We start from the raw sequence: 26,771 nt of genomic DNA, 5'->3' as shown, positions 1-26,771 counted from the left end.
ACCTTATGTTATGACCAGAGGAATGGGACAGTCAGGTGACTGTCACAAAGCTCTAAAAGAAATTTTTTGGGTGGAGGTACGCGAGTTGAACGCGTACCTCCAAGTGCGAATGAGCGGTTTATGCTTAGGCGGCCACAACGTTGACGCCGGCGGCACGCATTTCGACAATCGCTGCTTCTTCGTCGCCCGGCTTGATATTCACTGCCCGGCAGCCATCGAGGTACACCGTAACGTTGAAACCACGTTTGGCTCCATCAATAGCAGATTTCTTCACGCAATATTCAGTAGCCAAACCTTCGATGTCAATGTCGGTGATTCCATGTGCGCGAAGATCATCTTCCAGCATTGCTCCCCAGGACGTCGTACCCTCAAAGGCGCTGTAACCATCGAGCGCCGGGTCTTGACCTTTGGTAATAATCACTGCGTCTGTGAGATCCAAATCCGGATGAAAGGCTGCACCCAAAGTTTTTTCCACACAGTGCGTCGGCCATTTCTTAAAATGCTCCGAACCGGGCGGATGCCAATCACGGGAATTGTACTTGCGTTTATAAGCAGGATTCTTCACCCGCTGGTTAATGACGGGTACAACTTCATCACCCGCAGTAACCGCAAGTCTTCCCTCAGGGCAAAAGTCATTCTGCACATCGATGGTGATGTGCGCACGGTTTCCCATGCTACCTCCTTCTTGTAAATGGTGAACAATTTCGGTTATTTTTATTCATTTTTTGCCCTTCAATCCAATAGAAATTGAGGGGAAAGATTTGGGAGTGAAAATGCACTTTTGCACTCCCAAATCTCTGGTTTTTAGACCCGCAACCTTCTCATTTTTTGTTACTCTTGTCAAGAGGTGAAATAAACATTTTTTCAAGGGATGAAGACGGGTGTTACGTAGGCAAGTGCTAGGCTAATAAAATATGTTGTGTGTTTTGAGTATTCACTTTATGCTACGTACATGAACCATGAAGGCTACAAACGAGAACATGAACGAGCTGAAGGATACCCTATTGCCCCTCCGGCAGTGGAATCCTTCCTGGATCTTGCTCATGCGGCAGAGGTCTGGCCTGACCATGTCACCAAAAATGAGGCATTCCAGAATCAGGTTGAATCGCGCCGGCAACTGAATCAAAGGTTGCAAGAAGTCATCTCTCGTCTGCCTCGGCCAGATCTTCCATTGGAAGAAGCAGTGGCCAACGGCAACATTCCTGAGGCAGAAGTGGCGGAACTCTACACTTCACTGCAATACCTGCTTGAAGATGAGGATTACCAACGGATAGCACTCTACCTCCCCTTTGAATTTTTACCGCCAAAGACCTGGGAACCAGACTCTCCAGCGCTGCAACAGGCTACGGAGGAATTCCGCCAGGCGTACAGTAGGGCGTGGGAGAAACTTTTGTCGGTGCACGATGTCCGGGCAAACTTTGTTGACGGCGACGTACTGGATGTGGAATCACGAGCGGGAGATCTACCACGGGTTGTGAAAGCTGCACACCTGATTCCCAAACTCGTTGAGCGGAATCTCATGACAACCCAGGAGGTGGTGGAGCTTCTGGAATCTAGTGACGATGAAACGCTGCAACAGAGCATTGCAGACACGCTACCGGTTTTGGCAGATCTGGGCCTTCTTCATGAGGCAGAGCTGAAAGCAATGCATGCATCTTCCAATGCTTTTGTCAGAAACGTGACGCTAGAAATTTCTATACCCTCTGAACATTCAGAGAAGCAAGAAACTACAACAGCATCAACCCTATCCCCTTCCGCATTGCAAGAAACAATCCAAAATGCATTTAAGCAAATTGACGCTGAGACGTACACGGGTATGACCAAGAAACGGGAAGCGTGGCTAACACGCGAAAAAAAACGCAAAATTCTGGAAACGCTTGGGGATGCCCTACAAACTGCAATCGCCAATGGAGCACTCAATCAGCACACCCTTGAGGAGTATTTTGACCCGAAGGCCAGCGTAGAAAGCCAGCAAGCAGCCATCAACGGCATCCGCAAGGCTATTGAAGCAATCACACGAACCAACCCCCAAGCAGCGCAGGTGCTCTTTGAGCGCTACCAGGATACGCTCACCGCTCTCTGGCACACAGCTGCGCCAGCAGTACATGAGGAGCTAGAAAAAACTTTCTTCCGTCTCCATGGCCTACAACTTATTACAACGTCGGAGCTTGAAGCGCTGGATATTTCCGTCCCTGCGCTCGCCGGACCGTTTTCTAAGAACCTCTCAGAGCTGAAAGCAGAGGTGCAGGACACCCAGAACATTGTGGCGGCCATTGAAGCAAACCCAGAACTGTCGCAAAAACTCTACCCGGTGGTATTGCTTTTCGGTTCACGGCTGAAGGGTTACGGCGCTAACGGTGCGGATGTGGATACCGGCGTCTTCGTGCGGCCAGGGGTAGCCCCAAGTGAGCACGAAAAACTGCAGAAGCAGCTGAAAGAAACTTTTACCCAAAATCACCTGCAGGGTGATGTTGTTGCATTCTGGCTTGAGGAAACGAAAGGGGGTCTAGGTGTACAGGACTTTAACAGTCCTGAAGTATCCCTGGGCGAAAGCTCTTGGACACATATTCTCTTTGGCGCGGCCTGGGAAGGAAACGCCAGCGAGATTCGCGAACTGCGCGAAAAACTGCTAACACCGTATATGTATGACACGCAGAAAACTCTGCATGGGCGAGAAGCGCGGGGACTGTACATTGAAGAACTGGAACGCGACACCCTCCAGTACCGCTTGATGCACAAGGGCTATGAACGATTCTTTCCTGCACACGGCGGCATCCAAACACCACACGCTGATCGCATTGACGGGCAGAGCACCTTCTGGGATTCGGGCTACCGCCAGCTAGCAACCCAACTCTACGCGAACCGGGTATTCTTGCCAAAAATCAAGTAAAATAAATGGCCAGAAAGCGTAATGCTTTCTGGCCACCCCACCAAAGTGGAAAAAGGAACGATTAACGACTAGATGTCATCGTCTCGACGTCCGCCAATGCCGGTAAGGTCGGCTGGCGATGATCGACGGCGACGCGGCATAAACTCCGGACGGCGCGGACCACGCGAAAGCATGACCCGAAGTGTTGGTAACGAACCAGTACGAGCCGCTTCGTTGAATTCGCTGATTGCACGTGGAGCCTGCCCATGAAAGACCAGACGAGTTGAGCCTGGTTTCATTTTGTCACGGAGCCACGACTGATGCGCATCATTATTCGGGTCGATTTCACCCGTTTTGGTGACCGCATAGTATGCGACCTGACGAACTTCCAGCGGTACGTTGGTCCAATTCACGCGACCAATACCCATACCACTCTTCTGCAGTGCCCGACTTGGATTCAACGGATCAGCGTCGTAGATGCTCTGTGCATCAACACCAACGCGAATGACTTCATGCGGCGAGCCGGTTGAATCGAAATAGATGTTGTTTTCGGCAGAATCACGTCCTTCCTCGAGTCCTTCAATGTACTCGATGGTAAGTTCGCGGTTGATGCTGCCATCGCCGTCGATAACAACAATGGGTAATCCAAGCCGACCTTCAACCTGACCCATAACCGTCAAGTACAAGTCTCGGCGTTTGGGATTATACCCGTTGACCAGGCTAGCAATAGATATCATGGATGTAAGATCCATATCACCACCCTTACCGCTCATGAGCAGGAGCAGAGCGGTAGGATCAGCGCCAAGCATGCCAGCAAAGCCACTCACCTGCGCTTTGGAAGGCTGCTCACCTTCGGCTAATTCAGCGGTAGGATCAGCAGTAGGCGAGGCGGTAGGGGCAAGCGCGGCAAGTAATTTTCTTGCCTGCAAAACCTTCATGCCCGTACCGATGAGATCGGCTTCGGTCAGACCGGCAAGATCTTCAACACTCGTCGCGCCGAGATCATCTTTAATTTTTCCGATCGTTGCATCGTCAACGCCAAGTTCGCGAAGTTTAGCAGTTACCGGATCAAGGGTTTCTCCTGACATTGTTTGTCCTCCTGCAAGTTTCACTTGCACGTTTTGTCTCGTTCAGTTGGCCCAAACGAGATCATTCTGGTTGTAATGCCTAATTTTTCTTGTAACACACCAGCACAAAGCGCGAACAAATTGTCTCGCGTTTCGGTTGGTGAAAAGTGGACAGTTTGCAGCTTGGGCGTGCAGCACAAGAGGTGCTGCCCCAAAGCTTCTTGGTACGCAAGCTGGTTCGCATCATTGCCGTGCCGGACTTTTATATCACCCAGGGGTGTGAAAAAGTCTTGCCCAATACTGCCCTCGTACCCATCGCACAGGTGCCAAGCACCATTTGCCTGTATTTGATCAAACCACGTGACGGCAAGGCCATCGAAAGCGGTTGGACCTCCACAGGCTGCTAGGGCGTAGCGAAGCAGGACAAGATCCAGCGGACCAACGCGAATCTTGCCTTGGTAACGATTCTCCTCCTTGTGACTACCCGGAAGCAAGTGTTCTGCCATTGCTGGATCAGCAGTTGGCATGGGTCCGGCTCCATGGCGAATCTGGTATGCCCGAGTAACACCAAGGTGGATAATACTTCCGCCATAGCCAGCGCGCCTCAACATTGCTTCGGCAAAGCATGGCAATGTCCGAATAGCGCTGGTATGGGGATGAAAACCATGATAGCGATCAGTGAGCACCCCGTGGGATTTCTCCACGATTGCTACTCCGTCTTGCGAGAGAATCTCCCTCCCAAGATAGCCAGGATCAACAATTGTTGCCCGTTTCCCAACTGTTTGGAAGCGTTGGAAGACATACGTCAGGAAATCATCATCATACAGAAGATGCATTTCCTGCTGCGCAGCTTCCTGGTCAGCACCGGAAAATTCCCCGCGCATCACTCCTGCAAGATCGGAACGGATTTGCTCTCTGCAGTCAGCTAATTTTTGTCGCAAATGCGCTCGTGAAAGATCACGAACGTATAGTGCGAGCTCTGGCATGCGTTCCGCTATGCGGAACGCTTCGCCAACGCCGGTACCAATGGTTCCACGCGGGTGGTCGCCCAACGCCATCTCTTTCAGGCGTGAGGCAATACCATGGTAGGGTGTGGCGCACAGCGCACTTTCATCAACCGTGAGGAGATCAAAGGCATTGTGCACTCCACAGTTGTAGCGCAGGGTATCAGCTTCATTCAGTAAACCTTCGGGCATGACAACCATCTCTGAGGAGATGTGTGTTTTCACCCCTTCCAGCGTCCCGCAACCCCACTGGCTGAAAGCAAAGCTTTCACCCTGCGAGGTGCAGACACCGTGGCTTCCCTGCGCACCGCCGACTTTAATAATGGTATGCGCGCACTGCATCGTGGAGATTTTGTGCACCACACCACCTTTGCCACCGTCTCCTGGACCGAGATCGGTGACAACGTAGACTTTGTTCGTCATCATCACCTCATTCGGTTTGTCGTGAGAGGGGGTTTACAGCCATTCAGTCTTTTTGTCGCCTGGCTTTGCCTTATGGGGCTTAGCTTTTCCAAGCTCCTGTGGATCAACCGGCCAAAGGTCGGTCTTCTCACGGAAGAGGTCACCCTTCTTGGGACGCTTGGAAAAATTCGGCAACGCGGCTTGTGCGCCAATTGGAATATTGGCAACCGAACGGGCGATTTTCTCAGCATCCCCCAATTGCACATTGTGCTTCTTCAGGAATGCCGGCACATCTTTCAGATCGAGTGTTCCTTCGGTCAGTCCAATGATCGTTGCCTGCACCTGAGGCATTAGCTCGGTGCTTGGCAGAATGACCACGCGTTCGCGACCGTAGATTCTTGTCCAGAATCTGGTGGTCTCCGAATTGTCGCCAACCTGCAGGAAAAAGGCATGTGCGCGTTTGAGGAGATCTTGCACAACATCAGCTGTTGTGGGGAGATCATCGGCGCGCATTTGATGCCCATTTTCGGCGACCTTGGCGAAAACGTCGGGTCCGAATATTCGGATAAGTTGACTTTCATCAAGTCGATCACGCGCTGACGCATCAGAAGCAGTGAAATCGTACCTTTTCAGACCGATCCGATTAATGTACGCGGCAACCAGGTAAGCGGCTCCAAATAGGCCGTAGTGCGGATCTTCGTCAGCATCACCACCGGCTCGCTCAGGAACCATTAAGGTTAGCTGCTCAACGATTTTCTCCGCAACCATTTCAAACTGCGGACGGCACAGGACAAACCGGTCCTGCACGTCACCAAAAATACCGGTGGCAACCTGCTGATCGTAGCCCGGGGTTACCTCGCTGATCTGCTCAAATGCATTCGGAAGAACCCGTAAAGCAATATCAACGTTATGCCCCATGCTGCCGGTCGTGTCGACTCGGGTTTCGATAGGGAGTGGACTTCCGACGGTCACTTCCCAAAGTTTATTTGGGAGCTGCTCCAGACGAAGCAGTGAACGCCGAATCACGCCAAATCCCTGCGGATCAACAAGCGGATTCAGCTTACCAGTTTTGTGGGCTGTTTGCTCAGCCTTTGACGTTGCCGGACCATCTTTTGACGCGAATTTCGCGTACGATTTGCTGTACGTGGTTCGTGAGAAAGTTTCTTTTCCCATGAATCAAACTCCTTCCTGTGTTTACGTGTGTACGGGTAGCGTGGTGAATTCGTAATACTCACGTTTCCAGAGCTCATCAACGAGCTTGTAGAATTCCGTGTGCGCCTGCTGTGCATCCCGCTGACGTCCGTCAGCCAGCTGCAGCAAAAAATCCGTGTAGCGATCTTGCGCAGTATCGCCGTCGTCCGGGAAAGTTCTTGTTTCCAGATTTCCTCCAACAACAGTAATCACCGCGTTGGCGGCCTGGGCAATTTCCTGGCGGGCAATTTCCGTCGGAACAGTTTCGGGATAGACAAATGCTTCTGACCAGTCAAAGAACAACACGTAGTGCTGCTTTGGCTCAATCAAAATGTTCGCGCTATCCAGCCGTCCAACCGCAATGCCCTGACTGTGCGCAAAGACCAGGAGCTTTAATAATTTCCCCATGATCCATGCACTGGTTCGAAAATCAACCCGGAGGTGATCCCGAACAGTAATATTACACAGCGGCACCATGTGTCTCACATCCTCAACATTTCTAAATGCAAGGATATTGATCTGACGTGAACCTTGCGGAATGCAAGGAAAACTGTCAATCAACTCAGGGAAACCAATGGCGTAATTCAGCCGCATCTCAGGGTTCTCACGAACCTTTTCATACTCGGCTTCAAGTGCATCGGCTGCACGTTTGAGTACTTCTAGCCGAACAGCAGAACGGCATAGTGTGCCATCATGCTGATTGTCTGTGGCTATCTGCAGCAAGCACTCTTGGCCTGTGCTTTCTTCTCTACAAAGGTAGAGCCGGTACTTCTCAGTTTCTGCTACTTGCGTGCCTAGTGTGTAGCGACCTGACAAGCCTTCCACAATCATCATTCTCTCCTTTCCCAAAAAAACATTCATCTCATTAATAATTGTTTCATTTCTAGGTTTTCAAAGTGCCCCCAGCTCTTCCAGTACTTCAGTTCTAAGAAAAAGCACTCTACCAGGCTTTCAACAATTTGTCAAGCCCACAAAAAACATATTCTTGATACTCTATGGTGGTTTCGAATTGTCAAAGTGCTTTACAATTTTGGAAGCTAATCTGCTGGTTTTGAGCAGAACTTCCTTCAAACTGCTTCCTCCGCTCCTTAGTGCGGCCTACGAAGAAAGCACCTTCAGGGAAGATCTCCTCATGATTGACCCGAAGTCTGTAAAATAACGTTGACATCAAAGAATTGGGTGAGAAGGCTCATATAGTTAGTGTATTATTTACACTTATATGAAGGTAAAAAATTTTGCTAGAGAATCTCCACTTTCTTCAGTTCAGTGGCGGCAAAACGGTACAGCTCCGCTGGCCGGCTAGCCTGGCCTTTCCGCTGCTCCCCTGCCGGCTTCACCAGCTTTAAACCAATGACTTTTTTCCGAAAATTTCGCTTGTCCAGTGTTTTTCCCAAAATCGTTTCGTACATACCCTGCAGTTCCGAAAGGGTAAAGGTTTTTGGCAGCAGACTGTACACAATGTTGGTGTATCCCAGCTTGGCCTGCAGGCGCTGCACAGCCGTGGCTACAATGTCTGCGTGATCGTAAGCCAGGCCAGGCAGTTTCTTCACGGGAAACCACTGCACATCCTTGTACTCCTTGGTGGTCTTCAGACGGAGTGCGTCACTGGGCACCAGCGCGAAGTACGCCACAGAAACCACGCGGCCAAAAGGATCCCGGCGCACTTTGCCAAAGGTGTACAGCTGCTCCAGGTATACCCCATGGATTCCGGCTTTTTCCGCCAAAATCCGGTGTGCGGCTTCGTCCACAGATTCCGTTGGCTGCACTAACCCGCCCGGCACGGCCCATTTCCCAATAAACGGCGCTTTCTGCATCTGAATGCAAAGCACTTCCAGCTTTCCATCGCGGACGGTCAGCATGACGACATCCGAGGCAATGACTGCAAATTTGTACTTCCGAGCAACCTTGGCCATATACTTAGTGTAAGATATACACATAGTAAACCCGCTCACAAAAGCCGTCAAGCCCAAAGTTATCCACAGGGTTGGAGAGGTAAAGGTTTGGGCGTGGCGGCCCTTCGATAAACTCAGGGCTGGAAGCGAGTATGGATGGAGGGTGTGGGTTTGAGGAGCGGTACTAGTAACGCACCGAATTCTTCGGTAAGAAAAAGGAGTCGCCGAAACGACTCCTTGATAGGTTCAAAACTCACTTGTGACTTTTATCGTCGGGCTTCAACTCTAAGCAGCTCACCCGAATGACTTCTTGGCTCAGGAAGTGTGCCCCTTCTTTTTTTGGTTTCCCAATTGGTTGGACAACCACGAGCCATTCATGAGGTACCGTAGGCGGACTTTCAAGTCCACCGAAATTGAACTTCGGCTGCCACGGATAGGCCGCATTGGGCTTTTGAAAGCGCAGAATCTTACATTCTCCTCTTTCAAACCCTACATGTTCCAAGCCGGAACCAAGCTTCAGCCTGGCCACAACCGTATCCCCTTCATGAAAATTTTCTGGGAGCGGTGGGTCACCTGCCATGCAATGATGGATTCTTGCGCTCTCGTGGTCGTGGTACACACTTCCACAAAAGTCACATTGGACAAACTGTATGGTTGTTGTTAATGAATGTACGGCCACAATAGACCTCCTGTAAGTATTGATTTTTATATTTGACGAATAACAATAGCAAACGTTGCGGAAAATGTCAAGATCAGGGATTTTGAATTTGATGCCATACAAAAAAGGAGTCGCCGAAGCGACTCCTTGAAAGTACATAATTTGCAGCGTGGAAGTTCAGTCTAGCTGCGAGGCCAATTCTTCGGCGGAGTACAGTATCCAGGTTGTCCCGGAAATGGGTTAGCGACGGCGACAGTCGGCTTGTCCACCGGCACACCCTTCTGAATCAGTTTTTCCCGCGTATCATAGTAAATCGCGAAAATGGCTGACGGCTCCAGAAGTTTATTGAACGTTGTCCGGCCGACATGGTGTGTGGCTTCTTCACCAAAACCAACGCCCGTACCCTGACCTTCAAGGGAAGAATTGAAGGCACCGAAAGTTTGAGGTGCACTATCCCGTCCCTTGCTATACAAGACATGTGGGCGGAAAGCCGTTCTATCGGGTTCGTTGAAGACTGCACATCCGATAACGCCGATGTTCGTGGGTGCATCCATCTGGGTGGCATACGCCTGGTCGAGTGTGCCGAAGAAGAACTTCGCGACGGCAGCATCACTCAGACGCCAACCTGGGATGTCGTGACTACTCCACGGACTCAACACATAACCGCTTGAGTCAAATTTGCCGACTTTCCCATCCATGACGGACAGGCCATCGACTGTGATAACGGCGAGCACGCGCTTCGGGGAATTATTGCTAATCCGAAGCGAAAAACGTGATCCGAGGTGGGCCTCGATGAACATTTTCTCCTCATGGAAAATCTCCCGAACTTCTTTCCCATGGACGACCACGGATAAAGAGACTGAGCCCCCAAGTACTGATTGCTGCATTGTAAACTCCTAACGGTTTTGGATTTCTGCCTGCGCAACGCAGGACTTCAACCAAATAGAAACTTCTTGTTTCTGGGCGGCAAAAAGTCGATGGCCGATGTCTCAAGCCTCCTTCCTACGGCTGACCTACTTGAACCCAGAGCCATGCTGGCACCAGCCACCACAACTCTGGGTTCAACGCTGCAAATTGGAAAAGAGCCTTCAGCTACCTCCAAACAGTGTACAGAAACACGAAGGAATACACTAGCGAATAATGGAGGAAATGTCAAGCCCAAACAAAAAACCACCCCTCAGTTTCCCAAGGGGTGGAATGCAAAGTGCAAGAGTTTCAAATTACGAGGTTTGTTGGGACGTCCGAGCAAAAGCTTGGTACAATCTTTCGCCCAACTCCAGCGGTTCCTGGAAGTCGGGTCGGAAGTTCCGCCACTCTGCCGGGAATGCCTCCACTCCCCCATTCGCGCCAAGGAGGCTGCCGCACATGGCTGCCGTGGTGTCGCAATCGTACCCAGCATTTACACAGGTCAACAATGCTTTCCGCGCATCCCCAGGATAGGTGAGAAAAATGCCTAAAGCAAAGGGTACAGACTGAATCGCTAACCCATATGGAGGGAAATTTTCAGTGACTTTACCGGGGTTACCAATGCAATACATCAGACGGCCAATCTGTTTGCGTGTTGCACTTACGTCTCGATAGCGCGATGCATTTTCAACTTTAGCAAGTTCGAAATCGATTTTTTGGAGCAGCCGTTGCGCATCCGATGACGTATAAACTGCATCACGAACACAAGCATCAAACGCAACCGCCAATGCGTACGCGGTAAAAAATGCGTCACTATGACTATGCGTTAACATGGTCAGCTGCTCGACCCAACGGAACAACGTGTACTCTGGGTAACGGTACTGGGCACCATATTCCGCGGCGAGGATTGCCGAGGGAAGTGAAAATACTTTCATACCCACGCCGTTCCCGCCACCAAAATCGGGTTTAGCTTCGGGCAAATTGTTCGGATCTCGACCATACTGGCCTCCGCTGGCAAAATAGGTTGCCAATTCCATGGTGGCCGACCGTGTGGTTTTCCCCCAGCCGATCATATTCACGTCTTTTTCAGCCACGTGCCGACGCGCCATATCTGCTTGGTTGTAACCCCTACAAGCAATCAGCGACTTAGCGACAATCCGATTAAACTGCCAGTCATCGGTTGGATCACCCTTTTTGAGCATAGCTTGATCGGGATACTTTGTCTGAATGGCATCTAAAAATCCCGTTACACCTTTACCATCCGTAGCCGCTAAAATTTCTGCCGGTGACATGGTTTCCACCGGCATACCCAGTGCGTCGCCAATGCGAACCCCCAGCAAGCTTCCCTGCAAATGGTCTTTCATCGTGATACTCACAAACTCTCCTTTTTCAAAAAGCGTTTTCTTTGTCTTGTATCTTCACGGTGAAACAAACTTTTGTCAAATACAAAAGGAGGTCAGTACTGACCTCCTGAAAAAAATGTGCGTTTGGGCGTTACGCCGTCGGCTGCTCTTTTGCCGGTTCAGCAGGTTTCTCGTCTGGGACATCCACCATTTCCTCAAAGACGAGTCGGTATTCGCTCAAGGCAATGGCTGTTGAGGCGACAATGAGCGCGATTGCCGTAAAAATTGAGGCGAAAAGCAATCCTGGAAGAATCCATACCAGCCCGAGGGTCAGCGTGGTTTCAAATTTCTGATCACCGTCTGGTGCGATGAGACGAACGCGAATCGCGCTGCCTTTTTTGACCAGTTCGACAATTTTGTCACCAAGTTCTCCGAGCCCCTTGTCGATGACATTGCACAGCTGCTCGCCGGTAAATTCGAAGATCGGTTTTGCCTGTTTTGCCAATTTTTCCTCCTGGCTTGATTGTTTGTGTTGCATTTCCCAATCGAGGGACATGTTGGTCAGAACCTACCACCTCTTGGAACAAATGTCAAGAATAGAAAAAGGAGCACCGAAGTGCTCCAATGAACGTTTACAAACCAAAGCGCTTAGGAGTATATGCCTTCCAGAAATGCATGAAACTCCTCCTTGAAATGGACCGCCTCATCCTCACGAGGGTAAAAATCTACTAAGCAATACGATCACTCTGCTACCGCCCACCTCCGGCGAGCATGGAAAGAGCTTCTTGGTACTCGCGTTCGAAGCTTTCATTGTATGCCTCAAAATCTCCTGTCTGCTTCCAAACTTTTTCCGCGGCTTGGAAGGCGATGGAAAATGCGCGCTTGCTAATATCCGTCGTCCAATGCTGTGGCATGTCAAACTCCTTTGTATATTTATTCTTTCAAAATACCCTACCATACGCTTGGCAAATGTCAAGGATAAGAAAAGGAGCACCGAAGTGCTCCTGATTACGCCTCCTAGTGGGGCATGATAAGTAAACCAGCCACCGCGATGCAGACACCAAAGATCATTTTCTTGTCAGCCCGAGACTGAAAGAACTCTCTGAAAGATGTACTCTTCTGGAGACTAGCATATCCCCAGGCGAGAATACCCAGGCCAATGAGGCACAGACCACAGGCAATGTACAAAACCATGTTTCCTCCAATTTTACTGATTCTCTATGTTGAGATAATGGTAGCAAATATTGAGGTTTACAAAAAGAAACACCGAAGTGCTCCAATGAGCTTCCTCAAAGCCGATCTTACAGCAAATTCTCGGTCTGGTAGCGGAAGTGCTCTGCACGCTTCACCACTTTGGCCATGGTCTGCAGCGCCTGCACTGGGTACAGACCGGAAGCAGTTTCGTCAGAAAGCATGACCGCATCGGCTGCTTCCCACACGGCATTGGCAATGTCGGACACTTCGGCGCGCGTGGGATGCGGCGTGTCCACCATGCTGAACAGCATTTGCGTGGCGACAATGCAGGGCTTCCGGTGCCAGGCAGCATGGCGAATGAGATTCTTCTGGATGAACGGAACTTCTTCCACCGGCATTTCTGTACCCAAATCTCCTCGCGCCACCATAATGCCGTCTGCGGCTTGAATAATGCTATCAATGTCCGCCAAGGCAACTCGGCGTTCGATCTTGGCAATAATCTTGGCTTTTGTGCCCACCAACTTCCGCAAATCCTCAACATCCTTTGCGGATTGGACAAAGGAAAGTGCAATGTAATCCACACCGTGCTCCAAGGCAAAACGGACATCCTCTTTATCCTTCGCCGTTAACCCAGCTGTGGTGAGACGAGTGTTGGGCACGTTGACTGCAGTGTTCTCAAAAATCCGGCCCCCGTGGATCACCTCAGCCTGGATAGTAGTACCGGTCACCTTCCGTACAGTGAGTTCAACCGCGCCATTGACCAGGAAAAGTGGATCATCAACCGAAATGTCCTTGTGCAAATGTGGATCACTGACATGCAATGCCTTGGTATCTTTGGTGCTGGTAGAAAACGTCACCATCATGCCGTGGGTCAACTCCAAACCATCTTTGGGTACATTGCTCACGCGTAACCGGGGACCGCGGAGGTCTTGCATAATCTTGATGGGTCGGCCAACTTCCTTTTGGATAGCACGTAAGTGCTTGGTCCGCGCCAGGTACTCATCGTACGTGCAGTGGCTAAAGTTCATCCGGGCAATGTCCATGCCAGCTTTCACCAGCTGCGCAATGACTTCCGGACTCTCCGATTTTGGACCCAGGGTGGCAATAATTTTGGTACGCATACTTTACGTTATCGAAAGGGAAATGAGTCATTCACTGTAGCAGAAAAAACGACACTGGTCGATACCACCATTTTTTTTGGGATGCAGAAAGCAACCGATGACGTTTCACATTTTAGCTCCGACCTCTGGCCTGGAAGAAGCCCGTCCCGCCATTCAGCAGAATCTCGCTTCGCTTCGAGATTCTCCATTTGAGCACAGATGCTGGCTCGGGCAAACCGATAACCCTCCTTTTCAGATAAGGGTATACGCTAAAATTCAAAAATATTGACGTTCGCTTACAGCTTTGCCAGCTGAGCTCGTGAACTAGCAAGACTTGTCCCTGGTGGCCAATTCATTGCACTATCAATTACCCACGACGCGCCCCAGGTTTGTGGGTCAGTTTCGCTAACCCCAATGTAGTCCTCCAAAATACGCATCGTTTCTGCGGTTTCCTCCGTGACACCAAGCGCGTGCATCAGCGCCACAGCCCCTTCCACAAGATTCCCGCTAGAGGAAGTATTTAAAGCAAACGTACCCATTTCCTTTTTGGTAAACTGCCCATTTTCAAAAAAACTTGCGAGAACTGTTGAAACAGGAACTCCCTGCTCACGGGCGCACCGTAGAATGTCCATTCTAAATTTACTCCGATCTACATGCTCTGCGTCTGCGAGGTAGTACTCTTTTGCTTTCATTGAAGAAACAGGTGACTCTCGTTTCTCAAAATTATTTGCTTCCATAAAAAATTGTTTCTAGATCGAGCATTCATTAGCTTACTCCAATAATATTCTCGTTGCAACATCCAAAAAAGCAACCAACGACGTTCCAATCCGGTTACAACCCTGCAAACGCAGACTATGGAAAAAGGACTGATAGCTCCCAGGGTCCCGCCGTGGCGGGACGATCAGTATCTACTTCAATTTCTGAAGTCGCTCTTGATTCGAACTGAACTTTGCTTCTAAATCTACAAATAATTCTAAAACTTTATCTTTAAGGATTCCTTGAACAATTTGGATTGAAAAATTTGAATCCTTCGCTAGATCGTCGATTCGAACCTTGCGGGCTCGCATGAGCCAAGGTAAATCCTCTCTTGTAGCACCGAAAAAAACTTTCGGGATTTTTGCTTGAAAAATTGCCGCAGCACACATGATACAAGGCTCATGAGTTGAATAGATAGTACAATCACGTAAATTATGTGTTCCCAACAATGTGCAAGCTTTTCGAAGTGCCTGCATTTCCGCATGCGCAGTCGCGTCACCTTTTGCATTATTTTCTGCATGACCACTTGCTATAACTTTCCCATGGTGTGTAATCACTGCACCAAAAGGAAAATCACCACCAGCTTTGGCAATCTGTGCTTCCTGAATGGCTAGATTCATGAATGTCTCTTCAGGGCTTGTATCCATAACAGAAAGTAATGGAAAATAATCGAACAAAAGGGCTGGTGGCTCCCAGGGTCGGATTCGAACCGACGACCAATCGGTTAACAGCCGATCGCTCTACCACTGAGCTACCTGGGAATCATCAACCCTCGACCCTCTCCCTTGATCCCTCTCCCTCAGAGGGCGAGGGAGAAGTTGTACTATCTTGCCTACCGTATTTTCCTTCCCCTACCCATTCGTACATTCGTATTTTCGTAGTATCTTTTCGTAATTCGTAACCCTATTCGTAACTTTAGTAATCCTTCAGCTTCTTCATCACCTCGTGGTCTTTGATGCGCTCCAGGGCTTTGGCTTCAATTTGCCGAATACGCTCACGCGTCACGCCGAATTCCTGACCGACTTCTTCCAGGGTGTGCGCCACGCCGTCATTGAGACCAAAGCGCATTTCCAAAATCTTCTGCTCGCGGGGGCTGAGGGTGTCCAGAATATCCCTGACATGATCCCGCAGGATCTGCATGGCCGCGGCGCGGTCGGGGCTAATGGTCTTCTGGTCTTCAATGAAGTCACCCAAGGTAGAGTCTTCATCATCTTCGCCCACGGACGTTTCCAAGGACACCGTCTCCTGGGAGATTTTAATGATGTGATGAATCTTCTCAATGGGCTCGCCCATTTCCGCGGCAATTTCTTCAGGCAGGGGCTCGCGGCCCAAGTCTTGGATGAGCTGACGCTCGATCTGCTGGAACTTGTTGATAGTCTCCACCATGTGCACGGGGATGCGGATGGTGCGGGATTGATCAGCCAAAGCGCGGGTGATGGCCTGACGAATCCACCAGGTGGCGTACGTGGAAAACTTGTAACCCTTCCGGTAGTCAAACTTTTCCACGGCGCGGAACAAACCAATGTTCCCTTCCTGGATGAGGTCGAGAAGGGACAGGGAGCGACCGGTGAACTTCTTGGCAATGGAAACCACGAGGCGGAGGTTGGCTTCCACTAGCTTCTTCTCGGCTTCCACTTCCCCGGCTTCCTTCCGCTTGGCCAGGGTTATTTCTTCACCCGGCCGGAGCAGCGGCACCTTCCCGATTTCTCGGAGGTACATCTGAATGGAGTCGCCAGAAATGTCTGACAAATCTAACCGACTCTCCGCGGCCGTGGGCGCAGCTTTCACCTTCTTCCCCTTGGTTGGCGGCGGGGCTTGCAAATCCAGATCTCCCAGAATGTTCGTATTCTCCACCGTGCGCAGCCCCAGGCTCTCCAGCGTAGCAATGAACTCTTCGACGTCTGGCAGGTACTCTTCAATGTCGGGGAACGTGTAGAGAATTTCCCCTTCGGTAAGGAAACCGCGCTGCTTTGCCCTCTTCAAAAGACCGTCGGCTTGGTCAGCAGGGAAAAGACGCTTAGGCACAGCAACCGCACGGACGTGGGTTTTGGGAGCAACCTTCCGCACTGGCTTCTTCTTTCCTGCATGCTTCACCACCCGCTTGTGCTTGGCGACCGCCTGGCGTTTTTTCACTGGATGCTTTTTGGGCATAAAGAGGAGATCTACACACCAAGAGACTTGGCGTGGCTAGAGACGACGAAGTTGCTGGGTGAGGGCGGTAAACTGGGTGGTGAGCTCTTGCATGACCGCGGTATCATGCCGGGCTTCAGCGGCGTGGAGCGCAGGGGTGATTTTTGCCATTTCCTGATCCACCCAGACGCGGAGCAACGCACGCACGGCGGCCTCAATTTCCCGGTGCCGTTCCACGGACGAGGCACGGGTAAAGGACGTGACCGCAAGGTTTGCCACGGCCAGGGCGTCAGCCAGACTCGCATCACGCTCACCCGCAGCCTGAGCCCAGGTTGCAGGCGACGGATTGTGCTCTGAACTATACTGATTCAGGAAAAATTTGTAAAGGTCTCGCCAAACCCCAGGTGGGAAGGCTTCAGCTGGGAGGTCTTTGGCAATGCTGGGAATCGCATCTGGTTCCAGCTGTAGTAGGCCAAGAATTTGCTGACAAATGCGCTCGGTTCGGTCCATCACTGGGGCTGGCGTGGCAGTGGCAGGTGCCGAATGCTGACCCGGTGTGCTGGACGCAAGTTTGCGTCGGAGAATCTGCTCATCAACTTGGAGCCACTGACCCAACTTCTGCAGGTAGTGGGTTTGCTCAATTGGATCGGCAACCATGGTGAGCACGGGAAGGAGAATTTTTGCCGCGGCTTTCTTGTCCTCCACCTTCTCTGGATCACGCTGGTTCAGGGTTCGGCTGAAGTAGAAATCCAGAATCGGCTGCCGTTGGGCAATGGCTTCAGCCCAAGCTTTGGGGTCTTTGCGAATGCACTCATCCGGGTCTTTCCCAAAGGGCAGAGACACCACTTGGACATCCAAACCTTCCCGCCAGGCTACCGCCACCCCGCGCTTGGCCGCCGTCTCGCCAGCCGGGTCCATGTCAAAGCTCAGCGCGACTGCCGGAGCAAAACGCTTGAGCAAGTGCACCTGCCCGTCCGTGAGCGCCGTACCAGAAGAAGCCACGACGTGCTTCACCCCAGCTTGGTGCGAGGCAATGCAGTCCATGTACCCTTCCACAACGACCGCAACTTTTTCCTGCCGAATGGCAGCTTTGGCTTGGTCCAAACCGTAGAGTACGGCACTCTTGTTGTACACCATGGTCTGCGGCGTGTTGATGTACTTCGCTGGTTCGTTCGCATCCATTGCCCGCCCACCAAAACCAATAATCGTGCCATGCGCATCACGAATAGGAAACATAATCCGGTTGCGGAACCGGTCGTACATCCCACTCCCCTTTTCCCGGCGCACGGCCAAGCCAGCCGCCACCAAATGCGCGTCGCTGATCTTCCGTTTCCGAAGCGCGTTGAGCAACCCATCCCACGCATCTGGCGCGTACCCAAGTTGAAACTGCTCCAGGGTATCTGCGGTCAGCGCACGGGTTTCCACCAGGTACGTTCGTGCAGGCTCTGCCGCCTTGGCGTGTAGCAAGTACTCGTGGAAGAAGGAGCCAGCCAGACGCAGGGCTTCAAGAATCGAAGCGCGTTCGCTCTGTAGTTTTGGATCGTAACTGGGGAGTTCCACATTCGCCTTCTTCGCCAGGAGCCGGAGTGCGTCCGGAAATTCCAGACCTTCCATTTTCTGCACAAAGCTAATGACGTCCCCGCCTTCGCCGCAACCAAAGCAGTGGTAAATCTGCCGGTCCCGGGAGACCATAAAACTCGGCGTCCGTTCACTGTGGAACGGGCACCGCGCGCGCAAACGCTCCGGCCCAGCTTGCTTCAGGGGGACGTACTCACCCACAACCTCGGCAATATCCAGGCGGGCTTTGATTTCTTCAATTGGGGACACGGATATCATGGGTTGAATAGGGTCTTCTGTGTGGTGTACAGGAATGCTCCTAGCTTGACGGAAACTTGGGCAGCGGTCAACTGGTTAGATTACTGAAGGAATTGCGGCCGATCTCCAAAGGGAAGCTGGAGCTTTCCTGCTGTTGGCGCTAAAGACTGCACAATTGCTGATTGCGTGAACGTCATTGCCCGGGCAATGGGCGACCGTACATTTGCTAACCGGCCTCGGCTATCAGACCAAACCGTCCAAACATTTCCACTTGGTCCCCGCCAACGTGCAAAAACGCCAAGGGGTTGCGTCACACGACGAATAGGGCCAATGCCAATACTACCGTACTGAGAAACTGCTCCCGAACGATTTTCCAACAGGATGCTTCCAATGCTAACGGGCTGTTGAATTTTTCCATCCTTCTTGCTCCCCCAGGAGGTAGCGCGCTGCACGCCAGTTCGAATGTCTACCAGCACTCGCTGCCAGCCACTGCCCACCGGACCCACGGTAAACTGAAAAGTTTCGCCCTGGGCATCAATCACCCGGAACCGCAGGTCATGCATACTCCCATCCCCCAGGTACCACAATTCAAACATATCGGTGTACGTTTTTGGGAAGGAGCCAACCAGGTTTGCAAAAGTTGAACCCTTGGCGTTGCGGAAATCGTAACGCAGGACTGTTCGCGACCCGCCCGGGTATGCAGGATTTTTAATAACCCGCGCCGGCACATGTGAACGGAGCGTACCCTGCAGCCAAGCATCAACGTACCATCCTTTGGCGTTACGAAAATCTTCCACGCGCTCACTCAGCACTGGCTCCCAGTACGAAAACGTCGCGTTGCCAAGGAGTCGTTGGATTTCTTGGTACGCCGTCAGAGCTGGCTTTGGTGTCCAATCCCGCTGGTACAAACCAAAGCTTTTCTCCTGCTCGCTCCCCGACGCATCATCCCGATAGTCATACCAGAAAAACTTGGCGACACCCTGGCTCCGCGCAATGAGTACAGCGCGTTGGAGGTAGGCAGCTTGCTGAGCTGGCGTTACCCCAGCCGCATGCGTTGGCCACCCAAATTCGGTAATCCACACCGGGCGACCTGCATCGTACTTCGCAAGCACTGCGTTTAGCGCGGCCAAATCCACGTCAAGACAGTGCAATCCAAACTGGCTCACTTCTGGCGCGCTTCGGAAGTCACTCCCTAAAGTTCTGTAGGCATGCACACCAATCGCGTCAAAGTATCCTTTCCCGCCCTGGGTGTAGAGCATTTTGGCAAAGCTGTAATTGACTCCAGCAGTACCCCCAGTCACAACGGTTGCCGTGGGGTCAACTTCTTTAATCGCAGCATACGCGGCTTTGAGCACTGGCAAGTAGGCCGCTGCCCCAGGTGAAGGTCGGAGAAAATGTGCGGCATCTGGTTCGTTCCAAATTTCCCAGGCATGCACCGTTCCTTTATACCTGCTCACGACAGTACGAACGTACGTCGCCCAGGCGGTGAGGTCTGGCGAACTAAAAACATGATCATCTGCGGTTTGCGCGCCGGCCCAACTGGATGCCCATTGACTGCTGTACGCCAGTAATCCCAAAACTGAGACTCCTTTGGCCTGGTACAGTGCAACCACCTCATCATACCCAGCCCATTGGAAATTCCCGGCAGCGGGTTCAATCCGATCCCAGTAGAATTCTTCTCGTGCCCAATGCATTGCATCAGCTTGTAAATGATCACCCAAGGTGGAATATTCACCTGGGGCGTACCGCTGGACCGCATGCACATTCACTCCCAAAATATCTTCGGCAGCTGCCAATGCATCCACAGCGCCGTTCAAACCAAAGCAGCTACATAGGCACAAACACCCTGTAAAAAATCTTACCAAGTTGTGCCGTGCTTTAGCCATCGCTCTTCGTGAGAGAAGTGACATTCCGTCCTTTCCGCATTTTCCGGTACACCAAGTACACAATCCCCAAAATGATCACCGCGATCACCACAATATCAAGGACGTGGCTGTACTTCTGAATCTTCTCCCAGTCACTCCCCAACCGGAAGCCCAGGTAGGTGAGGAACATGTTCCAGATTGCTGCGCCAAAGAGCGTGTACAGGGTAAACTTCCCCAAGTGCATTTTGCCCGCACCCGCCGGGATGGAAATGAAGTGCCGCACCACTGGAATGAACCGGCAAACGAAAATTGCCTTTTCGCCCCAGCGTTGGAAAAAAGCTTCGGTCTGGTCCAGGTGTTGCTCGTTGAGCAAAAAGTACTTCCCGAACTTCCGAATGAACGGCCGGCCACCGTACCGACCAATGGCGTAGGAAATCCAGGAACCAACCAAGCTACCAATAGTACTGGCCAGAAAAATCCCAAACCAGCGCAAGGTACCATCTGCCCAGGCAAAACCCGCAAAGGGCATAACCGCCTCGCTGGGCACGGGAAAAATCATGCTCTCCAAGGCCATCAGAAAACCAATACCGGCATAGCCTGCGCGCTGGATAATGTCGGTCGCAAGATGGACAATAGCATCGGTGATTCCCATAGCTTGGTTAGTGTAGCAGACGCTCATTTCGAACTCCACCCTCCGTGTACCCGCATTCGCGGCTCCACTACGGGTTCCCTCCGGGCCGGAGGCCGTTCGAAGCCCCCGCACCAGTCCCCCTCGACTCCGCTCGGGGTCCGGTACGGGGCAGGCTCGCTTGACCCCATGAACGCGTGCTCCCCTTCGATTCGTGGAGTTTATCCCGCAGGATTGCGGGGCTCACTCAGGGTCCGCGCCACATTCATGGGGACCCCGGGGAAGAGCAAAAAAACGACGTCCGAAGACGCCGCTTTTTCCTTACCTATGAAAACTTAGGACCAAATGGCCAACACCCCGCCTGTAATGACCAGGAGGATGAGCTGGTAACCGTTGTTCAAAAACCACAGTTTGGAGGGTCGCTTTTCAAAAATAACCCCGGACATGGTGACGGTAGCCACAAAGCCCAACCACACCCAGAAACCCGTGAGGGCACCATTCATGAAGGTGGTAGACTGCGTGTAGTCCACGAAGTGCGCCAGCACCCAAGCGGAAATGAGTGCCAAGATGAACATTTTCACGTAGGCCAGGGGCGCCTCTTTCTTGGCCGCGGCTTCATCAATATTTGCAATGCGCGCCCAGACTTTTCCAAACAGCACAGGTGAGTACCACAAACCGCCCAAAACCATGGCAATGAGACCGGACACGAGCACGGCGACGTAGTTGATAGTGACGTCTGGCATAGGCGCACGGGGTTAAGGGAAAGATGTTTCTATTCTACTACTGTTCTAGGGGAAGATGCAAAACTGCGATAGAAGGTTTGGGTTTTGATGGAGGTATGGTGAGCAGTTAGAGGTAGAGGACAGAAAGAGTCTTTTATCTATTCCCTCAACCCATACCTTTACCAACAACGAAAACTTCTATCTCTTCTTCCCCCATCTCCACCCGGCCTTCTCCCCCGTCTTCCAACAAATCACAATCAGCAAAATTGTCGCCACAAAAGTAATGCCAACGAACCACAGAATCTGACCAAGGGTTGCTTGGTCTGACCGAAAATCGAAAATGAGGAAGGTCACACCAAGAACGACAGCCAGGTAGCTGAGTAAAATGAGCCACCCTTGCCAGGTCGCCGGGTACCAACCGTAGCCGTACTCCTTCGCTTTGAACCATACACGCTGCATGCGTAGAGTGTACCATGATCAAGTATCCACCTTACCAACTATTGACAAATGGACTACCGTACGCTATAGTGTTGAATCAAAATAGAAAAAAATAGAGGAGACAAGATGAACATTTTGAAAATTCTTTTCGCAGCAATGACGCCCCGCCCCAACGTACATACCACACGGATTGGAGATTACACATTCTCCTACCGCAAGCAGGTCATGGGGCCACTCTTTACCTTCACCATAGAGAATGCGGTGAGCGAAGCCGAAGCTCGCATGCGCGCTCAGGTGAAGATCAAAAAACTCTCGGAGACAGAAGGAGCCATCGATGGGAGTCAGCAACTTGTACTTGACTGAAGATGATAACGACCCCCACGGGTCGTTTTTTTCTGTACTTTCCCTCACCTAAACATTCTACGGCAGATTACTCTCCCTGCCCGTGGTTTGTAAAAAGTCGGGTTGATAAAAACCGTCGGCAAGCTTGGAAGCCTACAGACGGTCAAGTTCGTTGGGCGTCACGGGAGTGACTTGTACTGCTTTTTCCAAAGTCTTTTGCGCCGGCCCATACCAAGCCTTTACGTAGAGGAATTCCCCGGCTAGTATTCGGGGCAACCAGTAAGGATCGGCGGGCATAAGCTTACCTAACGGCAAGGCATTTTTAGAAAACCAGGCTGGGTCAGCCATTTCCTCAGTAGTCTTTGCCTGACCTTGCAAGCCGTAGAGGAGATAGACGTGAACACGACACGTGAAACGAATTCCCTCAACGGTTCGATTGTGAAAATCGACCACAGCTACTTTGACTAGATCCGCAGCCTTGGCCATAAGCCCGCCTGTTTCTTGAGTAAATTCCCGCAAAGCCGCATCAATGAGCGTTGCGTCACCCGGTTCCACCCCGCCACCATAACCGTTCAAGCAGCCGGCACCAATTTTCCGTACCTTTTTCGCCAGTAAAACTTGGTCGTCTCGAACAGGGAACACCAGCGTGGCTTTCAATAATATTTTTTCAGACATACATTTTTTCTCCTACGTTTTCACCACCTTAGCAGGCCAATCTTATTGGCACAAGACAGATGCGAAGATCACAATTTTTTTACTTCCCTCCACCGTGGACACTCCACCAGGTGATCATTCACCATCCCGGCAGCCTGCATGAACGCGTAGCAAATAGTTGAACCAACAAAAGTGAAACCCGCCTTCTTCAAAGCTTCGCTCATTGCATCAGACTCTTTACTCCGAGCTGGAATTTGTTTGGTGGTTTTCCAATGATTCACTTTCGGTTTTCCGCCGGTAAATTGCCATAAATACTCCGCCACACTCCCCTGCGCTCTTTCCAGTGCCAGAAATGCCTTTGCGTTTTTTACTGTACCGTTGACCTTTGCACGATTCCGGATAATCCCCACGTCTTTCAAGAGCTTGTTGATTTTCGCCGGGGCGTACTTCGCGATTTTCTTTGGATCAAAGTTATCAAAAGCCCGTGCAAAGTTCTTCCGTTTGTGCAGCACGGTCCGCCAACTCAAACCAGCCTGGAAGGCATCCAATACCATGAACTCAAACAGCTTCCGCTCATTCCACAACGGCACACCCCACTCTTTGTTGTGGTACGCAATCATCAGTGAATCTTCGCCTGGCCAGGTGCAGTTGGTCATACATCAAGTATAGCGAAAAAATAGCTGCCAGGTTATCCGGCAGCTATAGGAAACTCTTAATCAGATTCACGGAGTAAACTTACCCCGTAGTAATGATGCTCTCCTAGCAATTTTTGGCCGCGGCCTTTTCGGGTGACTGACTCGCAACCTTGGAAGTTTTCGAAATCATCCAGATCTACCTCGTTGCTATAGACCATGCCCTTTTGTTCGAAGTCGTTGGGTCCACGACCTCCGTTGAATTCTCTGGCCTGATACGACCGCAGGAGGGCGAGCTTGAGGAAGGGTATGGCGACTTTTTCGTAGAAGCCGGTATACGACATGAACCATACAGGTTCCTTATCGCAGAAAATTGTTGACGTTCCTGCGCTCATCCTGCTGTGGCCAGTCGTACACCACTCGTCCACCAACAGGAACCTGCCCCGTTTGAATGTTATTCGCTTGTACCCAGGCTTTCCCGGAACAGAACTCGACGGAACATCCGCTGCCCAACCGTGGAGCTTTGCTTCAAAGAAAAATTTTTTTACTTCATCGATTGTTGGTTTCATATTTTCTCCTACTATTCGGGTTTCTTATTAATGCTCGACACCTTATCATATGAATGCCCAGGCGTCAAAACCTCCTTTAACCATGAGTTAAGGCGAATCTTCGCCTAGCCAGGTGCATTGTGGCATGCCCAAAGTATAGCAGTTGCCCTTGCTCAAATCGCCAGGTATGCTACATTCGCATTTCGTGGAAGGGTCGCATAGTGGCCGAGTGCGCTCGCTTGGAAAGCGAGTATACCGAAAGGTATCGCGAGTTCGAATCTCGCCCCTTCCGCCAGCCTTCGCTCTCAAGCTTTGTTGAGGACGAAGGCTGTCCTCCGAAGCTCCTAGCGAAGGAGGACATAGAGTATGTTGGAAGAGCTACGGCTGGCAAGCCAGTCCTGGTTCATGCCCTGCAACCGATGAGTCGGGCGAGGAGTGGTTCAGGGCAGCTCGTTTCGTGGTCACAGTTCCGCGTGACGCGCTTTTTGCGCATCCCGCTCCACCGTTCCCACGAAGCCTCGCTTGACCCCACAGACGCGTGCTCGTCCCGCAGCGGGACTGCGCGCCACATCTGTGGGGGCCCCGAAGAAAAATCGTCTGCCTTGCCAACTTTCCACCCATCCGTTACCCTTCTCTGTACCGAGTAGACACTCATTTCGCGATTCATTCATAAGTCTGTACTATGCACGCATTATTGAAAAAACATTTTGGGTTCCAGGCGTTCCGACCCTTGCAGGAGGAAATCATCACCCAGGTTTTGCAAAAGCAGGATACGTTGGTACTCATGCCCACTGGTGGCGGTAAGTCGCTGTGTTTTCAGCTACCCGCGCTCATGGTGGATGGGGTAACTGTGGTTATTTCCCCGCTCATCTCGTTGATGAAAGACCAGGTGGACGCCCTGCGCGCGAATGGGATTGCCGCCGCGTTTATTAACAGTACTTTGGATGCTGAAACGATTCGGCAGGTGCAAACCCAGGTGGAGACCGGGGGGTTAAAAATTCTGTACCTGGCACCCGAACGTCTGGCGCTCCCCTACTTCCGGGAATGGTTACAGGATGTTGCTGTTTCGTACATAGCTGTGGACGAAGCACACTGCATTTCTGAATGGGGGCATGACTTCCGGCCTGACTATCGAAACTTAGTCCAACTGCGCCAAGATTTTCCAGACGTTCCCGTCATTGCCTTAACCGCTACTGCCACGGAACGAGTGCGCGAGGATATTATCAAACAGCTGGCGCTGCGGTCGCCAAAATTTTTTGTCTCCAGCTTCAACCGACCCAACCTCACCTACCTAGTGCGCCCCAAGCACCAAACCTTTGCTGCACTGGTGGACGTGCTGCACCACAGCACAGGCAGCGCGATTATTTACTGCTTCTCCCGCAAGGACACCGAAAATCTGGCGGCGAATCTGCGCGAGCAGGGTTTTTCGGCTTTGCCCTACCACGCTGGGTTAGAGCCGACACTTCGCCAGGCTACCCAAGAACAATTTATCCGCGATGAAGTCCGGATCATCGTTGCCACCATTGCCTTTGGCATGGGTATTGATAAACCGGATGTCCGGTTGATTGTCCACTACGACCTGCCGAAGTCCATTGAAGGGTACTACCAGGAAACTGGCCGCGCCGGGCGGGACGGTTTACCCAGCCAGTGCATTCTCTACTACTCCTACGGGGACACACGGAAGCACCGCTTCTTCAGCCAGCAAATTGCGGATCCTGCCGAACGCCAACAAGTGGAGCACAAACTGCAACAAGTTGTTGCCTACTGCGACGGGCACACCTGCCGCCGAAAATACCTGCTGGAGTACTTTGGGGAAAGCTGGCCAACCAAAAATTGTGGCGCTTGCGACCTATGTGTCCCTGCGCTACAAACCCAGGGTGTTGCTGATGCGCCAGCTGCCTATGATGCTGAACTCTTCGAGGAACTGCGGGCGCTGCGCAAACGTTTAGCCGATGTACATGGCGTTCCACCATTTGTGATTTTTGGGGACAAGAGTCTCCAAGATATGGCGACGTACTTCCCCCAAAGTCTAGGGAGCTTTGCCCGCGTGTACGGCGTGGGTCAGCGGAAGCTACAAGAATTGGGTGAGACGTTCGTGCGTGCCATTCAGGCATACGCCAAGCAAAAGCATATAACGGAAAAAGCCAGGAGTGAACCAGCTCTGGCTCGAACACCAAAGGTTGCGCTGCTTGGTACAACCTATACCGCGACGCAAGAATTGCTTCGCCAAAAATTACCGCTTACGGAAATCGCTCGTCGACGGGGTATGTCCCCGACCACGATTGTGGGTCATATTGAGAAGTTACTTCAAACTCGAAAAAATATCGACGTGGAGTACCTCCGGCCACATGCCAATGATCTCCAGGAAATTGCCCAAGCATTCAAAAAATCCAAGAGCTGGTTACTCTCCCCGGTTCGGGAAATCTTGGGCGAACATTTTACCTACGAAGAGCTCCGCCTGGCCAGACTCTTTATCCAGTTGGAAGCGGGACAGTAAAGCTATCCCCGCTTGATGAGGTCGCGCTTCGCGGGATATGCTTGCCCCGTCGGATGACGGGGCGACTTTTCCAAGGTCGAAAAAAATATGCCATGCCTGTTTCTGCTTGTAATGGAAT

At 51.5% G+C, this 26,771-nt stretch carries 27 protein-coding genes and 2 tRNA genes; 4 read left to right on the top strand and 25 right to left on the bottom strand.

All coding sequences use genetic code 11. The annotated features are described in order from the left end of the window. Nucleotides 1-124 precede the first annotated feature (124 nt). The gene (locus tag WCV85_00760) at nt 125-673 is read right to left on the bottom strand and encodes an isochorismatase family protein (GenBank protein MFA6473385.1); all 549 of its coding nucleotides are present in this window, start codon (nt 671-673) and stop codon (nt 125-127) included. Nucleotides 674-952: 279 nt separating this feature from the next. On the opposite strand from WCV85_00760, the gene WCV85_00755 reads away from it, so the two are divergent. Next, on the top strand, nt 953-2,890 hold the full coding sequence (locus tag WCV85_00755) for a hypothetical protein (protein ID MFA6473384.1): 1,938 nt from the start codon (nt 953-955) through the stop codon (nt 2,888-2,890). Between the two features lie 68 nt (nt 2,891-2,958). On the opposite strand, the gene WCV85_00750 is transcribed toward WCV85_00755, so the two are convergent. The 21 genes from WCV85_00750 to WCV85_00650 all read right to left on the bottom strand — a co-directional run bounded on the left by WCV85_00750 (nt 2,959) and on the right by WCV85_00650 (nt 22,001). Further along, nucleotides 2,959-3,957, bottom strand: coding sequence for a hypothetical protein (locus WCV85_00750; GenBank protein ID MFA6473383.1), 999 nt, complete (start codon nt 3,955-3,957; stop codon nt 2,959-2,961). Nucleotides 3,958-3,977: 20 nt separating this feature from the next. Next, nucleotides 3,978-5,363 (bottom strand): adenylosuccinate synthetase, encoded by a 1,386-nt coding sequence (locus WCV85_00745; protein ID MFA6473382.1) that lies wholly within the window; start codon nt 5,361-5,363, stop codon nt 3,978-3,980. A gap of 33 nt (nt 5,364-5,396) precedes the next feature. Then, on the bottom strand, nt 5,397-6,515 hold the full coding sequence (locus tag WCV85_00740) for a hypothetical protein (protein MFA6473381.1): 1,119 nt from the start codon (nt 6,513-6,515) through the stop codon (nt 5,397-5,399). Nucleotides 6,516-6,536: 21 nt separating this feature from the next. Further along, nucleotides 6,537-7,394: a hypothetical protein gene (locus WCV85_00735; GenBank protein ID MFA6473380.1), complete on the bottom strand. Its 858-nt coding sequence runs from the start codon at nt 7,392-7,394 to the stop codon at nt 6,537-6,539. Between the two features lie 377 nt (nt 7,395-7,771). Beyond that, on the bottom strand, nt 7,772-8,446 hold the full coding sequence (locus tag WCV85_00730) for an NUDIX domain-containing protein (protein MFA6473379.1): 675 nt from the start codon (nt 8,444-8,446) through the stop codon (nt 7,772-7,774). Between the two features lie 232 nt (nt 8,447-8,678). Further along, nucleotides 8,679-9,005 carry a hypothetical protein gene (locus WCV85_00725; protein ID MFA6473378.1) on the bottom strand — a complete coding sequence of 109 codons (327 nt, stop codon included), beginning with the start codon at nt 9,003-9,005 and terminating at the stop codon, nt 8,679-8,681. A gap of 260 nt (nt 9,006-9,265) precedes the next feature. Next, a complete protein-coding gene (locus WCV85_00720; protein MFA6473377.1) occupies nt 9,266-9,970 on the bottom strand; it encodes a hypothetical protein in 705 nt (234 codons plus the stop codon). 333 nt (nt 9,971-10,303) lie between these two features. Continuing rightward, nucleotides 10,304-11,365, bottom strand: coding sequence for an ADP-ribosylglycohydrolase family protein (locus tag WCV85_00715; GenBank protein ID MFA6473376.1), 1,062 nt, complete (start codon nt 11,363-11,365; stop codon nt 10,304-10,306). 118 nt (nt 11,366-11,483) lie between these two features. Next, nucleotides 11,484-11,888 carry a DUF4342 domain-containing protein gene (locus tag WCV85_00710; protein MFA6473375.1) on the bottom strand — a complete coding sequence of 135 codons (405 nt, stop codon included), beginning with the start codon at nt 11,886-11,888 and terminating at the stop codon, nt 11,484-11,486. 193 nt (nt 11,889-12,081) lie between these two features. Further along, a complete protein-coding gene (locus tag WCV85_00705) occupies nt 12,082-12,246 on the bottom strand; it encodes a hypothetical protein (protein ID MFA6473374.1) in 165 nt (54 codons plus the stop codon). Between the two features lie 103 nt (nt 12,247-12,349). Next, a complete protein-coding gene (locus WCV85_00700; protein ID MFA6473373.1) occupies nt 12,350-12,526 on the bottom strand; it encodes a hypothetical protein in 177 nt (58 codons plus the stop codon). A 107-nt stretch (nt 12,527-12,633) separates the two neighbouring features. Further along, a complete protein-coding gene (gene pyk, locus WCV85_00695; GenBank protein ID MFA6473372.1) occupies nt 12,634-13,647 on the bottom strand; it encodes a pyruvate kinase in 1,014 nt (337 codons plus the stop codon). A gap of 275 nt (nt 13,648-13,922) precedes the next feature. After that, nucleotides 13,923-14,363: a hypothetical protein gene (locus WCV85_00690; GenBank protein ID MFA6473371.1), complete on the bottom strand. Its 441-nt coding sequence runs from the start codon at nt 14,361-14,363 to the stop codon at nt 13,923-13,925. A gap of 171 nt (nt 14,364-14,534) precedes the next feature. Next, nucleotides 14,535-15,029 carry a nucleoside deaminase gene (locus WCV85_00685; GenBank protein ID MFA6473370.1) on the bottom strand — a complete coding sequence of 165 codons (495 nt, stop codon included), beginning with the start codon at nt 15,027-15,029 and terminating at the stop codon, nt 14,535-14,537. A 39-nt stretch (nt 15,030-15,068) separates the two neighbouring features. Then, nucleotides 15,069-15,143 (bottom strand) — tRNA-Asn (locus tag WCV85_00680). A 154-nt stretch (nt 15,144-15,297) separates the two neighbouring features. Further along, nucleotides 15,298-16,533 carry an RNA polymerase sigma factor RpoD gene (gene rpoD, locus WCV85_00675; protein ID MFA6473369.1) on the bottom strand — a complete coding sequence of 412 codons (1,236 nt, stop codon included), beginning with the start codon at nt 16,531-16,533 and terminating at the stop codon, nt 15,298-15,300. A gap of 36 nt (nt 16,534-16,569) precedes the next feature. Continuing rightward, complete coding sequence (gene dnaG / locus WCV85_00670; protein MFA6473368.1) at nt 16,570-18,348, bottom strand: DNA primase; 1,779 nt, start codon at nt 18,346-18,348, stop codon at nt 16,570-16,572. A gap of 80 nt (nt 18,349-18,428) precedes the next feature. Next, on the bottom strand, nt 18,429-20,144 hold the full coding sequence (locus WCV85_00665) for an endo-1,4-beta-xylanase (GenBank protein ID MFA6473367.1): 1,716 nt from the start codon (nt 20,142-20,144) through the stop codon (nt 18,429-18,431). A 61-nt stretch (nt 20,145-20,205) separates the two neighbouring features. Continuing rightward, nucleotides 20,206-20,844, bottom strand: coding sequence for a DedA family protein (locus WCV85_00660; GenBank protein MFA6473366.1), 639 nt, complete (start codon nt 20,842-20,844; stop codon nt 20,206-20,208). A 311-nt stretch (nt 20,845-21,155) separates the two neighbouring features. Next, complete coding sequence (locus tag WCV85_00655) at nt 21,156-21,563, bottom strand: DUF1761 domain-containing protein (protein ID MFA6473365.1); 408 nt, start codon at nt 21,561-21,563, stop codon at nt 21,156-21,158. A gap of 177 nt (nt 21,564-21,740) precedes the next feature. Further along, nucleotides 21,741-22,001: a hypothetical protein gene (locus WCV85_00650; protein ID MFA6473364.1), complete on the bottom strand. Its 261-nt coding sequence runs from the start codon at nt 21,999-22,001 to the stop codon at nt 21,741-21,743. 105 nt (nt 22,002-22,106) lie between these two features. Between WCV85_00650 and WCV85_00645 the strand changes: the two genes are divergently transcribed. After that, nucleotides 22,107-22,343 (top strand): hypothetical protein, encoded by a 237-nt coding sequence (locus WCV85_00645; protein MFA6473363.1) that lies wholly within the window; start codon nt 22,107-22,109, stop codon nt 22,341-22,343. Nucleotides 22,344-22,475: 132 nt separating this feature from the next. Here WCV85_00645 and WCV85_00640 read toward each other — a convergent pair whose 3' ends face one another. The 3 genes from WCV85_00640 to WCV85_00630 form a co-directional block, all read right to left on the bottom strand. Further along, nucleotides 22,476-22,997 (bottom strand): NUDIX domain-containing protein, encoded by a 522-nt coding sequence (locus tag WCV85_00640; protein ID MFA6473362.1) that lies wholly within the window; start codon nt 22,995-22,997, stop codon nt 22,476-22,478. Nucleotides 22,998-23,065: 68 nt separating this feature from the next. Next, the gene (locus tag WCV85_00635) at nt 23,066-23,632 is read right to left on the bottom strand and encodes a DNA-3-methyladenine glycosylase I (GenBank protein MFA6473361.1); all 567 of its coding nucleotides are present in this window, start codon (nt 23,630-23,632) and stop codon (nt 23,066-23,068) included. Nucleotides 23,633-23,688: 56 nt separating this feature from the next. Further along, entirely contained in the window at nt 23,689-24,177 is a 489-nt protein-coding gene (locus WCV85_00630) for a DUF5680 domain-containing protein (GenBank protein ID MFA6473360.1), read from the bottom strand. A gap of 186 nt (nt 24,178-24,363) precedes the next feature. On the opposite strand from WCV85_00630, the gene WCV85_00625 reads away from it, so the two are divergent. Together WCV85_00625 and WCV85_00620 are read left to right on the top strand one after the other, a co-directional pair. Next, nucleotides 24,364-24,451, top strand: a tRNA-Ser gene (locus WCV85_00625). 387 nt (nt 24,452-24,838) lie between these two features. Next, nucleotides 24,839-26,653 (top strand): RecQ family ATP-dependent DNA helicase, encoded by a 1,815-nt coding sequence (locus WCV85_00620; protein ID MFA6473359.1) that lies wholly within the window; start codon nt 24,839-24,841, stop codon nt 26,651-26,653. The last annotated feature ends 118 nt before the right edge of the window (nt 26,654-26,771 follow it).

Source organism: Patescibacteria group bacterium (genome assembly GCA_041665345.1).
GTDB lineage: Bacteria > Patescibacteriota > Patescibacteriia > PEXW01 > PEXW01 > JBAYJA01.
This window is presented reverse-complemented; position numbering and strand designations above follow the sequence as displayed.